The organism is Methylobacterium sp. WL8, from assembly GCF_008040045.1.
GTDB classification, from domain to species: domain Bacteria; phylum Pseudomonadota; class Alphaproteobacteria; order Rhizobiales; family Beijerinckiaceae; genus Methylobacterium; species Methylobacterium cerastii.
In genome coordinates this window covers 1-12,471 of record NZ_VRVF01000001.1, presented here as the reverse complement: position 1 = coordinate 12,471, position 12,471 = coordinate 1, and the positions used below count along the sequence as shown (strand labels likewise).

Here is a 12,471-nt window from a genome sequence, read left to right as displayed (position 1 = left end):
GCGATCAAGGTTCGCCGGCCGCCGGCGCACGGCTCCGCCAGGTCAGGGGCGAGGTCCGCTCGTAGAGCCAGCGATACTGGGTCGTCATCTGCCGCGTCCGGGTCCAGCGGTAGCCCGCCAGCCCGACGATCATGACGACGACGGCGTCGACCGCATAGTAGTGCAGTGACAGAAGCGTCCCACCGAATAGCGCGAAGTGGATGAAGCGCACCGCCGCCGCCACCGCGAGGAGCGCCGGCACGATCTGCCAGAGCGGCCGCCACGCCTTGGCGAGGCCCCGGGCGGCCATCCACCCGGCCCAGCCGCCCATCGCCACGGTGACGAGGAGGAACAGCGCGATCGATTCTTCCTCGTAGATCACACCCTGCATCGCGTCAGGCCTCCACCGGGGCGCCGTGCCCGCCTTCGAGGTAGGCGGCCTTGATCGCGGGGTCGGCGAGCAGCGCCCGCCCGGTGCCGCTCATGGTGATGCGGCCGTTGACCAGCACGTAGCCGCGATGCGCCAGCTTGAGCGCATGGTAGGCGTTCTGCTCGACGAGGAAGATCGTCATGCCGTCGCGCCGGTTGAGGTCGCGCACCGCATCGAAGATGCCCTTCACCACCAGCGGCGCGAGCCCGAGCGAGGGCTCGTCGAGCAGCAGCAGGCGCGGGCGGCTCATCAGGGCGCGGGCGATGGCCAGCATCTGCTGCTCGCCGCCCGACATGGTGCCGGCGCGCTGGGTCAGGCGCTCCTTCAGCCGCGGGAACAGGGCGCAGACGCGCTCGAGGTCCTGCGCGAAGTACTGCCCGTTGTGGAGCGCGGCACCCATCTGCAGGTTCTCGTGCACGCTCATGCGCGGGAAGACCCGGCGGCCCTCCGGCGACTGCGCGATCGCGAGGCGGGCGATCTCGTGGGTCGGCAGGCGGGTGATTTCGCGCCCGTCGTAGGTGATCGTGCCCTCGCGGGCCTGCGGCGCCCCGAAGATCGTCATCATCAGGGTCGACTTGCCGGCGCCGTTGGCGCCGATCAGCGTGACGATCTCGCCCTCGGTGACGTCGAGGTCGACGCCGCGCAGAGCCGCGACGCTGCCGTAATAGGTCGAGACCCCGCGCACCGAGAGCAGGGTCTTGCGGACCCCGGCCTTCTCGGCGGCGAGCGCCCGGGTCTCCTCGACGAGGACGTTGATGCCGGCGACGCTCAAGCCTCGACCTCCAGATGGGTCACGGTGAGGCCGACCTCGGCCTCGACGGCCTCGACCTCCTCGTCCTCGACGCCGAGATAGGCGGCGATCACCCGCGGGTCGGCGCGGACTTCGCCGGGCGTGCCGTCGGCGATCTTCACGCCGTAATCGAGCACCACGACGTGGTCGGAGATCTCCATCACCACCGACATGTCGTGCTCGATCAGCAGCACCGAGGTGTCGTGCGCGTCGCGGATGTGGCGCAGCAGCGCGTTGAGCTCGCCCGATTCGCGCGGGTTCAGGCCGGCGGCGGGCTCGTCGAGGCAGAGCAGAACCGGCTCGGTGCACATCGCCCGGGCGATCTCCAGGCGGCGCTGGGCGCCGTAGGGCAGGTCGCCGGCCGGGTCGTCGGCCCGGTCGATCAGGTCGATGCGGCCGAGCCAGTCCTTGGCCCGCTCGATCGCCGCGGCCTCCGCCCGGCGGTAGACCGGGAGGCCGAGGAGTCCGAGCACGGTCATGCCGGACGCCCGCATCAGCGGGGCGTGCTGGGCGACGAGAAGGTTCTCCAGCACCGTCATGCCCTGGAACAGGCGGATGTTCTGGAAGGTGCGCGCCACCCGGCCGATCCGGTTGACGGCATGGTTCGGCAGACGTTCGAGCAGGTGCTTCGATCCGTCGGCGTGGGCCAGCGTCAGCTTGCCCTCGGTCGGCTTGTAGAAGCCGGTGATGCAGTTGAAGACCGTGGTCTTGCCGGCGCCGTTCGGGCCGATCAGCGCGGTGATGTCGCCGCGCCGGGCCTTGAAGGACAGGTCGCCGACGGCGACGAGCCCGCCGAAGCGCATGGTGAGGTGGTCGACGGTGAGCACCGCCTCGGCGTCGGGGGAAGGCCGCGTCATCAACCGTGGCCCTCGCTGACGTGGGCGCCCGAGATCGCGCGGCGCTCGCCGAGCGCCACCGAGGGCGTTCGCTCCGAGATCAGCCCGCGCGGGCGCCAGACCATCATCGCCACCATGGCGAGGCCGAACAGCAGCAGGCGGTACTCGTTCGGATCGAAGCCTTGGCCGAACACCGCCTTCAGGAACCCGAGGTTGCGCAGCATCTCGGGGCCGCCGACCATGGCCACCGCCGCGATCGCGACGCCGACCTGGCTGCCCATGCCGCCGAGCACCACGATCGCCAGGATGATCGCGCTCTCGAGGAAGTTGAAGCTCTCGGGGCTGATGAAGCCCTGGCGCACGGCGAAGAACGAGCCGGCGAACCCGCCGAAGGCCGCCCCGAGGGCGAAGGCCGTGAGCTTCGTCGTGGTGGTGTTGATGCCGAGGGAGCGGCAGGCGATCTCGTCCTCGCGCAACGCCTCCCAGGCGCGGCCGATCGGCAGCCGTCGCAGCCGCAGCGTCACGACGTTGGTGATCAGGGCGAGCGCCAGGATCAGGTAGTACAGGAACACGACCCGGTGCATCGAGTCGAAGGTCAGCCCGAAGCGGGCCGCGAACCCGTCCTCGCCCGCGGTGAAGGGGATGCCGAAGAAGGTCGCGCGCGGGATCGACGAGATGCCGGCGCCGCCGCCGGTGACGTCGACCCAGTTGATCAGCACGAGGCGGATGATCTCGCCGAAGGCCAGCGTGACGATGGCGAGGTAGTCGCCGCGCAACCGCAGCACGGGAAAGCCGAGCAGCATGCCCCACAGGGCGGCGAACAGGCCGGCGAGCGGAAGGCAGACCCAGAACGACAGGCCGAAGGTTGTGGACAGGAGTGCGTAGGAATAGGCGCCGACCGCGTAGAACGCGACGTAGCCGAGGTCGAGCAGGCCCGCGAGGCCGACGACGATGTTGAGGCCCCAGCCGAGCATCACGTAGGTGAGGATCAGGATGCCGAGGTCGATCCAGTAGCGCCCCTCCCCGAGGCTGCCGCTGGCGAGCGCCGCGACGACGGGGAGCGTCAGCGCGATGCCGATGAACAGCCACAGTGCCAGCATCGAGACGCGCTGCCCGGCATTCGGGGTGGCGCCGACCGCCTCCGTTGCCTGCGAACGCGCCGGGGTGAGCGCCCGGCGGGCGTCGCGGCGCATCAGGATCAGGCGCTGCGCGAGGCGGGCCAGGAAGATCGCGGCGCAGAGCGCGAGGACGAGGCCCCAGCGCGGCGTCAGCTCGAGGCCGCCGGTCGGGCCGGCATCGGTCCGGAAGGCGACCACCGGCACGCACAGCGCGAAGGTGCCGAGCGCGTAGAAGGCGGCGTCCTTGAGGATGCCGGGGAGGCCGACGGCCCCGCGTGTGGCGGCGGCCATCAAACCTTCTCGACCTCGGCGCGGCCGAGGATCCCCGACGGCATGAAGATGAGCACCACGGCGAGGATCGAGAAGGCGGCGACGTCCTTGTACTCGATCGAGAAGTAGGCCGACCAGAACGTCTCGATCAGGCCGATGATCAGGCCGCCGAGCACCGCGCCCGGCAGCGAGCCGATGCCGCCCAGAACCGCCGCGGTGAACGCCTTCACCCCCGGCACGAAACCGTCCGAGAACGAGACCACGCCGTAATACATCAGGTACAGGACGCCGGCGACGGCGGCGAGCGCGGCGCCGAGCACGAAGGTGAGCGAGATCGTGCGGTCGACGTCGATGCCGAGCAGCGCGGCCATCTTGCGGTCCTGCTCGCAGGCGCGCTGCGCCCGGCCGAAGGGCGTGCGCTGGACGAGGTACCAGAAGCCGGTGAGCAGCACCGCGGTCACCGCCATGATCAGGCACTGCTTGTAGGACAGGAACACCTGGAAGCCGTCGGTCTCGAACAGGGTGATCCCGCCCGACAGCATCGGCGGAAGCGGCTTGTTGCGCGCGCCCTGCGCCACCTGGACGAAGTTCGAGAGGAAGATCGAGACGCCGATCGCCGAGATCAGCGGCGCCAGCCGGAAGGAGCCGCGCAGGGGACGATAGGCCACCCGCTCGATCGCCCAGCCCCAGAGCGCGGTGAGCACCATCGAGACCACGAGCACGATCAGGAAGGCCAGCGCGATCGACGAGACGCCGAGCCAGGTGGTGAGGATCAGGAAGCCGATCAAGGCGATGAAGCTTGAGACCATGAAGACGTCGCCGTGGGCGAAGTTGACCATGCCGATGATGCCGAACACCATCGTGTATCCGATCGCGATCAGGCCGTAGATCGACCCGAGCGTCAGCCCGTTGATCAACTGCTGTACGAAGACATCCATCGTGTGCCCGTCTCTCCGTCTGCGCGCCGTGCCTTGAGGGCAAGTCCCGCATTCATGGCAAGTCCCGTATTCATGGCAAGTCCCGTACCGCACCTGTGGCTCGGCGGCCACAAGGCGCGGCGACTGCAGTTTCAGCGGGACCGCGGCCAAGCATAGCCCGCGGCGCGACGAGAATGCCACGCCGGATCATCCGATCCCGGCAAAAAACAAAAGGTCTGAAACGACGGGATTAAAGCTGCGCAGCCGCTTGCGCATGGCGCGCTTCCTGCTTCACATTCTCTTAACGGACAGTCGTGCGCCGGCTCGCATTCGCCCAGGAGTTCCCGATGACAGGTTCGCGGCTGACGACCATGATCTTCGTGGGCATGCTACTGGGCATCGCGGTCGGCTATCTCTGTAGCATCACCTGGCCCGATCCGCAGACCTCCAAGGAGATCGCCGGCTACATCGCGCTGATCAGCGACATCTTCCTGCGGCTGATCAAGATGATCATCGCGCCACTGGTGTTCTCGACGCTCGTCGTCGGCATCGCGCATCTCGGGGATACGGCCTCGGTCGGTCGCGTCGGCGGCAAGGCGCTGCTGTGGTTCGTCGGCGCCTCGTTCTGCTCGCTGATGCTGGGCCTCGTCCTCGTCAACATCATGCAGCCCGGCCACAACCTGAACCTGCCGCTGCCCGACGTCGGCGCCGGCACCGGTCTGAAGGCCGCCTCGCTGTCGCTGAAGGAGTTCGTCACCCACCTCGTGCCCAAGAGCGCGGTCGAGGCGATGGCCAACAACGAAATCCTGCAGATCGTCGTGTTCTCGATCTTCTTCGGCGTGGCGCTCGCGGCGCTCGGCGAGAAGGGCCACTTCCTGGCCAAGGGCATCGAGGGCGTGGCCGACGTGATGCTCAAGGTCACCGGCTACGTGATGCTGTTCGCGCCCGTCGCGGTGTTCGCGGCGATCGCGGCGACGATCACCACGCAGGGCATCGGCGTGCTCGTCACCTACGGCAAGTTCCTGGTCGAGTTCTACATCGGCCTCGGCGTGCTCTGGGGCCTGCTGATGGGCGTCGGCTTCCTGATGCTCGGGGGAGCCGGGATCAAACGGCTGTTCAACCTGATCAAGGAGCCGTTCGTGCTCGCCTTCTCGACCGCATCGAGCGAGGCGGCCTACCCGAAGATGCTCACGAACCTCGAGCAGTTCGGCGTGCCCAACCGCATCACCTCGTTCGTGCTGCCGATGGGCTACTCGTTCAACCTCGACGGCTCGATGATGTACTGCACCTTCGCCGTGATGTTCATCGCGCAGGCGTACAACATCCCGCTCACCTGGGGGCAGCAGCTCACGATGCTGTTCCTGCTGATGGTGACATCGAAGGGCATGGCCGGCGTGCCGCGCGCCTCGCTCGTCGTGATCTCGGCGACGCTGACGCAGTTCAACATCCCGGAGGCCGGGCTGCTGCTGATCATCGGCATCGACCAGTTCCTCGACATGGGCCGCTCGGCGACCAACGTGCTCGGCAACAGCATCGCCACCGTCGCCGTCGCGAAATGGGAGGGCCAGCTGACCACGAGCGACCAGCGGCTCGACCATGTCGGCGCCGTGGCCGCCGCCGAGTAGGCCTCCGTCCCGACCGGGCTTTGCCTGCCGTATCCAGGAGTATCGCGATGGCGTCAGGCAAGGTGATCGCGGCGTTGGCGGCGGGGCTGATAGCGGTCGGGCTCATCGCGACGCCCGGGCCGGCGGGGGCGGTCGACGTGCTCACCGGCTCGCTCAAGACCATCGCCGCCAAGGGCGAGGTGGTGATCGGCTACCGCACCAGCTCGGTCCCGTTCTCCTTCGTCGAGGGCAAGCGGGCCGACGGCAGCCCGCGCCCGATCGGCTACGCGATCGACCTCTGCGGCGAGATCGTCGACGAGATCGGCCGCGAGACCGGGCGCACCGACCTGAAGGTCCGCTACGAGCCGGTGACCTCCGAGACGCGGTTCGCGGCGGTGTCCGAGGGAAGGGTCGACCTCGAATGCGGCTCGACCACCGCCAACGCCGAACGCCGCCGCACGGCGGCGTTCTCGCCGGTGACGTTCATCAGCGCGACGAAGCTTCTGGTGCCGCGGGCCTCGGCGATCGCGTCCTATCGCGAGCTGGGCGGCAAGAAGGTCGTCGTCACGGCCGGCACCACCAACGAGCGCGCCGTGCGCGATATCCTGGCCAAGCTCAAGCTGCAGGCCGAGATCCTGACCGGAAAGGACCACGCGGAATCCTACGCCATGGTCAAGGACGGCCGGGCCGACGCCTTCGCCACCGACGACATCCTGCTCTACGGCCTGATCGCCAACGACGGGACCGACGGCGCCAAGTACACGGTGCTGCCGGACAAGCTCTCGTTCGAGCCCTACGGCATCATGTTCCGCAAGGACGACCCGGAGATGGCCGGCGCGGTCGCCGCCACCTTCAGCCGCCTCGCCGAGAGCCGCGAGCTGCGCTGGACCTACGAGCGCTGGTTCCTCAAGCGCCTGCCGAACGGCGAGCGCCTCAACGTGCCGATGTCGAACGACCTCCACACCAGCTTCCAGCTGATCGGGCTGGAGGATTGAGGTAGGGCGTTCGCGGATTGACGCAGGCTTGATCTGAAGGAAGAGACGCCCCCTCTCCCCGCGGGCGGGGAGAGGCCTGCAGGCACCGCGTCGCGCCTGCAGGAAGCGGAGGCGGAGCCGACGCGGCGGTGAGGGGAAGGTGCCGGATGAGGCTTCCCCGTCGAAGCCCCCTCACCCTCGGCTGCGGCCTCGCTTCGCCGACGACGAGGTCGGCAAAGCCCTCTCCCCGCAGGCGGGGCGAGGGGATGCGCGCACCTTGGACAGCACCGAAGCCGGGCAATCGGTGGCCGCGGCGGGGTTCGTGCGCGCCCCGCGCTTACCCCCGGCCGGCTTCGGCCTTCCGGTATTCCCGTCCGTGCTCGCAATAGCCCTCGACGATCCGGACCATCATCGCGCGCTTCTCGGCGTCCAGCGGGGCGAGGATGCGGGCCGGGCGGCCGCCCCAGAGGTAGCCGCCTTCGAGGAGCTGGCCGGGATCGGTGGTACTCCCTGCCGCCAGCATGACGTCGTCGGCGATGACCGTGCCTGGGGCGACCGAGGCGCCGATGCCGATCAGCGAGCGGGCGCCGATGCGGCTGTCGCCGATGCGGACGTTGTGGCCGATGGTGGTGTCGCGGCCGATGACGACGCCCTCCCCGCGGGTGCGGATCACGGTGTTGTCCTGGATGTTGGTGTCGGCGCCGACGAGGATCGGCCCGACCTCGGCGTGGAGGTCGCAGGAGAACAGCACGCTCGATCCGGCACCGAGGCTGACGCGTCCGCGGACGCGGGCCGTGCTGGCGACGTAGACCGTGTCCTCCACCTCCGGCGGATCGCCGGCCGCGACGGGCGCCGGGTCGCCCGCGGCCTCGCGCAGGCGCTCGGCGCGCTCGTCGATCTCGGCCCGGTCGATCGGGCGCTGCGGCTTGGCCGGGCTGCCGGCGTAGACGAAGCCGCCGGCGAGCTGCGCCCGCGGAAACACCGTCGCGCCGGCCTCGATCACCGCGCCGTCGCCGATGCTGGCCCCGTCGAGGATCACGACGTCGTCCTCGATCACCACGTCGGAGCCGACCGTGCAGGCGTGCACCACGCTGTTGCGCCCCACCGTGACCCTGTCGCCGACGGTGGTGCCGTGGGTGAAGGTGGCGATGTGGACGGTGGAGCGGTGCCCGAGCCAGAACCGGTCGCCGAGGGTGACCGGCTGCCCGTCCGCGCGGATCACGCCGTCGTCGCCGATCCAGGCCTGGCTGCCGAGGCGCACGGCGCCGATGGCGGTGCTGCCGCGCCCGCACCAGACCGGGCGGCTGATGAATTCCGGCAGGACGCCGTCATAGGGAAGGATCAGTTCGGGCGTCACGTCTTCGTCCTTCGGGGCCGATCGGCCCACGCCTTCTGGCGGCGAGCCGATATGCCATATAGGCGCAGGCGATGGCCGAGTCAGGCGCAAGCGTGTTTCGTCGTCGCGCCACCGTCACCGTCACCCCGCTGCGCCGCGCCGAGAACCCGATGTCGCCCGCTCCTCCGCCCTCCGCCGCACCAAGCGCCGCGCCCCTGCCCACCGTCGCGATCCAGGCCGCGCCGTTCGACGTGGCCGCCGAGATCGCCGCGCTGAACGGGCGGCTCGCCGGCCGCGCCGGCGCGGTCGTCACCTTCACGGGGCTGTGCCGCGACGAGGGCGGACGGCTCGAGGCGCTCGAGCTGGAGCATTATCCCGGCATGGCCGAGGCCGAGATCGGGCGGGTGGCTGCGGCGGCCGAGGCGCGCTGGCCGCTGCAGGCGGTCCGGGTGATCCACCGCTACGGCCTCGTGGCGCCGGGCGACGGCATCGTGCTGGTGATCACCGCGTCGAGCCACCGCGTCGCGGCCTTCGAGGCGGCGAGCTTCCTGATGGACTATCTGAAGACCCGGGCCCCGTTCTGGAAGCGCGAGCACCTGATCGACGGGACGAAGGGCGGCTGGGTCGAGGCGGCGGAGGCGGACGACGCGGCCGCCGCGCGCTGGGCCGCGATCCTCGGTGACGCCGCGACGACCGAGGGTTGACCGCGACGCCGCACAAGCGCTCGTGAGCGCCGACCTCGCATCAGTTACGAAAGACGACATGGCCGAGCCCAAGACCGAAGCGTTCGCCGGCCCCGTGGGCCCGTGGCGGGGAACCCTGCCGCTCGCCGCATCCGGCATCGCCGTGGTGTCGTTCGTGGCGTTCCTGGCGCTGGCCTGGATGTCGGTGGGCACCCTGTTCCTGGTCTTCGCCGGGGTGCTGCTCGGGGTGTTCCTCGACGGGCTCACCCGCGGCCTCGGCCACCTCCTGCCCCTGCCCCGCGGCCTGAGGCTGACGATCGCCAGCCTCGCGGTGGCGGCCGCGGCCATCGGCCTGATCGGGTTCGGCGGCGCCACGGTGGTGCAGCAGGGCCGCGACCTCGGCCAGACGATCAAGGGCCAGGCGGGCACCGTCACCGGGTGGTTGTCCTCCTACGGGATCGACCTGCCGATGCTCGAACCGGGCGGCGGCTCGGACGACAAGGGGCAGAACGGCACGGGCCAGAACGGCCCCGGTAAGGACGAGAAGCCCGCGCCGAAGGACGACGACAAGAAGTCCGGCGGGCTCGCCGGCCTCGCTTCCGGTGCGATCAAGAGCCCCAGCTCGCTGCTGTCGGATGCCGGCAATGTCCTCGGCCCGGCGGCCACGGTGCTCGTCGGGTTGTTCAGCGCGCTCGGCAACGTGCTGGTGATCGTGTTCCTCGGCCTGTCCTTCGCCGCCGACCCGGGCAGCTACCGCGACGGGGTGCTGCGCTTCATCCCGCCGAAGAAGCGCGGGCGCTGGGCCAAGGTGCTCGACGGCGCCGGAGAGACCCTGCGGCACTGGCTGTTCGGCCAGCTGATCACGATGGCGGTGATCTTCGTCTGCATCTGGGCCGGCCTCAGCTTCCTCGGTATCGGCGGCTCCTTGATCCTCGGGCTGCAGGCGGGCCTGCTGGCCTTCGTGCCGACGGTCGGGCCCCTGCTCGCCGGCGTGATCATCCTTCTGGCGAGCCTCGCCTCGGGGACGAACGCGCTGCTCGGCGCGCTCGGCGTCTACCTGGCGGTGCAGTGCCTGGAGAGCTACGGGCTCACCCCGTTCATCCAGAAGCGCGCCCTCGACATCCCGCCGGCCACGATCTTCGCCGGGCAGCTCGTGCTCGGCGTGATCTTCGGCCTGTGGGGCATCGCGCTGGCCCTGCCGATGATGGCGGTGATCAAGGTGCTGCTGGAGCAGCTCTACGTCGAGGACACGCTCGGCGAGGACGCCACGGTCTGAGGCGCTAAAGCATTTTCAAGCGAGGTGGATGCCGGCTCGCGCGAAGAAAATGCGACCACACAGCAGGTTAGAGCATTTTCAGTGATCCAGAGATCACGGAAAATGCTCTAGCGTTCCAGGGCGCCCTCGATCATCGCGGCGACGGCGAGCGCGCGCCCGTCGCCGCCGAACCGCGCGATGACCTGCACGCCGACCGGCAGGCCGTCGCCCGGCACCGGCACGTTCACGCAGGGCACGCCCATCAGCGTCCACAGGCGGTTGAAGCGGGCGTCACCGGTGGAGGCCAGCGTCCGCGGGGCGAAGCCGGGGGCCGAATAGGTCAGGATCGCGTCGAAGTCCGAGAACAGCGTCTTGAGGAGGCGCCGCGCCCGGTGCGCCTTGCGGCGCGCGTCGTCGTAGGCGGCGGCGTCCAGCCCCTGCGCGGCGTCGAGCTGCGGCCCGAGCCGCGGGCTCAAGGCGTCGCGATGGTGGGCGTATTCCCAGGCAAGCGCCTGGCGCGCCTCGAAATCCTGGATCGTCCCGTGGCTCTCGAACGCGGCCGCGAATTCCGGCGGCAACGCGAAGTCGCGCACCAGCGCGCCCGCGCGCTCGGCGGCCTGCCGCGCCCGGTCGAGCGCGCTTTTCGCCTCCGGCGCGGGAGCCTCGGCGAAGTCCTGCGTCACGACCATCACCCGCGGCGTGCCGGGCGGGGTGCCGCCCAGGTCGATTGCCGGGCGGGCGGCGATCAGGGCCAGCGCGTGGGCGACGTCGCCGACGCCGGCGCCGAACAGGCCGAGCGTGTCGAGCGCCCACGAGAACGTCTTGACGCCGACCGTGGGCAGCAGCCGGAACGAGGGCTTGATCGCGGCGCAGCCGCAGAAGCTTGCCGGGCGGATCACCGAGCCGCCGGTCTGCGTGCCGAGCGCCAGCGGCAGCATCCCGGCCCCGACCGCGGCGGCCGAGCCCGCCGAGGAGCCACCGGGCGTGTGGCCGGGATCGTGCGGATTCGTGGTCTCGGTGGGGTCGACGCTGGCGAAGGGCGAGGTCGTGGTCTTGGCCAGCACCACCGCGCCGAGGGCCTTCAGGCGCATCACGATCGGGGCGTCGGTCTTCGGCTGCCAGCCCTCGTAGATCGGCGAGCCCATCTGCGTCGGCATCGCGGCGGTGTCGATGATGTCCTTCACGCCCACCGCGATCCCGGCGAGCGGTCCGGCATCGGTGACGGCGGGGGCGGGATCGGTGACCACCGTGGCGCGCACCACAGGATCGCGCGCGAGGATCGCCTCCTGCGACAGCCGGATCGCGCCCTCGGGCGTGAGGGTGCCGGCTTCGATGCGGCGGCGCAGGTCGACCAACGAGAGCATCACGCGTCCTTGACTTGAGCGACTTGGACTTATCGGTTCGGGGGCGGCGCCGGCGACAGCGGCGCGCAAGCCCGTGCAGGTTTCATGCGCGATGGCACGAACGCGACCGCCATTTGCAGGCCCTACCATGCGAAGGCCCGCGTCGCGACGGCGGCAGCGTTAGCACCGCATTTACGCGATCGTGAGCATTCTCCGCACCATGTGGCGTAGCGTACTCGCGTTCTCCGCCCTTGCGCTGTTCGGCGCGGGGCTCACCGGCTGTGCGATCAACAAGTTTGAGCGCCGCGACGCCTGGCGCGACCAGGCGGAACAGGTGTGCCTGGCCAAGAAGCTGGTCGAGCCGACCGAGTTCGTCGTGCCGGCCAAGGAGATCGACGGACCCGGCCCCTGCGGCATGACCCAGCCGTTCCGGGTAACGCGGCTGGGCGGCGGCGCCGTGATCCTGAAGCAGAAGATGACGCTCGGCTGCCCGGCGCTGGCCGAGGCCGAGGCCTGGCTCGCCGACACAATCCAGCCGGCCGCCGCCCTGTATTTCGGGCAGCCGGTCGCCGAGATCAACGCCGGCTCCTACGCCTGCCGCGGGAGGAACAACCAGGTCGGCGCCAAGCTCTCCGAGCACTCCTTCGGCAACGCGATCGACGTGATGTCGTTCAAGCTCGCCGACGGCTACGTCATCACCGTCAAGGGCGGTTGGCGCGGCACCGAAGCCGAGCAGGGTTTCCTGCGCGAGGTTTTCCTCGGCGCGTGCCAGCGCTTCACCACCGTGCTGGCGCCGGGCTCCAACGTGTTCCACTACGACCACATCCACGTGGACCTCGCCCGCCACGACCCGCGCGGGCTGAAGCGGATCTGCCAGCCGCTGATCAAGTTCACGCCGCAGCTCGGCTCCGACAACCCGCGGCCGATGTCCCGCCC

General features: G+C 70.0%; 12 protein-coding genes. 5 read left to right on the top strand and 7 right to left on the bottom strand.

The features are described from left to right. Window positions 1-4: 4 nt before the first annotated feature. From FV234_RS00060 to FV234_RS00040, 5 genes are read right to left on the bottom strand one after another with little or no spacing between them, the layout of a single operon-like run. Window positions 5-370, bottom strand: a complete 366-nt coding sequence (locus tag FV234_RS00060) for a DUF6867 family protein (RefSeq protein WP_147752785.1) — start codon at window positions 368-370, stop codon at window positions 5-7. A 4-nt stretch (window positions 371-374) separates the two neighbouring features. Then, window positions 375-1,181 (bottom strand): ABC transporter ATP-binding protein, encoded by an 807-nt coding sequence (locus FV234_RS00055; RefSeq protein WP_147761405.1) that lies wholly within the window; start codon window positions 1,179-1,181, stop codon window positions 375-377. Beyond that, window positions 1,178-2,056: an ABC transporter ATP-binding protein gene (locus FV234_RS00050; protein WP_147761406.1), complete on the bottom strand. Its 879-nt coding sequence runs from the start codon at window positions 2,054-2,056 to the stop codon at window positions 1,178-1,180. Before FV234_RS00050 ends, FV234_RS00055 begins: the two co-directional genes overlap by 4 nt. Continuing rightward, the gene (gene livM / locus FV234_RS00045) at window positions 2,056-3,444 is read right to left on the bottom strand and encodes a high-affinity branched-chain amino acid ABC transporter permease LivM (RefSeq protein WP_147761407.1); all 1,389 of its coding nucleotides are present in this window, start codon (window positions 3,442-3,444) and stop codon (window positions 2,056-2,058) included. The genes FV234_RS00050 and livM overlap by 1 nt, the downstream gene beginning before the upstream one ends. Next, the gene (locus FV234_RS00040; RefSeq protein ID WP_147752781.1) at window positions 3,444-4,361 is read right to left on the bottom strand and encodes a branched-chain amino acid ABC transporter permease LivH; all 918 of its coding nucleotides are present in this window, start codon (window positions 4,359-4,361) and stop codon (window positions 3,444-3,446) included. Before FV234_RS00040 ends, livM begins: the two co-directional genes overlap by 1 nt. A 326-nt stretch (window positions 4,362-4,687) precedes the next feature. On the opposite strand from FV234_RS00040, the gene FV234_RS00035 reads away from it, so the two are divergent. After that, window positions 4,688-5,965 carry a dicarboxylate/amino acid:cation symporter gene (locus tag FV234_RS00035; protein WP_147752780.1) on the top strand — a complete coding sequence of 426 codons (1,278 nt, stop codon included), beginning with the start codon at window positions 4,688-4,690 and terminating at the stop codon, window positions 5,963-5,965. 47 nt (window positions 5,966-6,012) lie between these two features. Further along, entirely contained in the window at window positions 6,013-6,939 is a 927-nt protein-coding gene (locus tag FV234_RS00030; RefSeq protein ID WP_147827770.1) for an amino acid ABC transporter substrate-binding protein, read from the top strand. A gap of 316 nt (window positions 6,940-7,255) precedes the next feature. Here the strand turns inward: FV234_RS00030 and FV234_RS00025 are convergent, their stop codons facing one another. Then, entirely contained in the window at window positions 7,256-8,275 is a 1,020-nt protein-coding gene (locus FV234_RS00025; RefSeq protein WP_147761409.1) for a gamma carbonic anhydrase family protein, read from the bottom strand. A 149-nt stretch (window positions 8,276-8,424) separates the two neighbouring features. On the opposite strand from FV234_RS00025, the gene FV234_RS00020 reads away from it, so the two are divergent. Both FV234_RS00020 and FV234_RS00015 read left to right on the top strand, forming a co-directional pair. Beyond that, window positions 8,425-8,958 (top strand): molybdenum cofactor biosynthesis protein MoaE, encoded by a 534-nt coding sequence (locus FV234_RS00020; protein WP_147761459.1) that lies wholly within the window; start codon window positions 8,425-8,427, stop codon window positions 8,956-8,958. Between the two features lie 58 nt (window positions 8,959-9,016). Next, on the top strand, window positions 9,017-10,213 hold the full coding sequence (locus FV234_RS00015; protein WP_147761410.1) for an AI-2E family transporter: 1,197 nt from the start codon (window positions 9,017-9,019) through the stop codon (window positions 10,211-10,213). 107 nt (window positions 10,214-10,320) lie between these two features. Here the strand turns inward: FV234_RS00015 and FV234_RS00010 are convergent, their stop codons facing one another. Continuing rightward, entirely contained in the window at window positions 10,321-11,556 is a 1,236-nt protein-coding gene (locus FV234_RS00010) for an amidase (RefSeq protein WP_147761411.1), read from the bottom strand. A 199-nt stretch (window positions 11,557-11,755) separates the two neighbouring features. On the opposite strand from FV234_RS00010, the gene FV234_RS00005 reads away from it, so the two are divergent. After that, a partial coding sequence (locus tag FV234_RS00005) for an extensin family protein (RefSeq protein ID WP_147827824.1) occupies window positions 11,756-12,471 on the top strand: 716 nt, incomplete at its 3' end.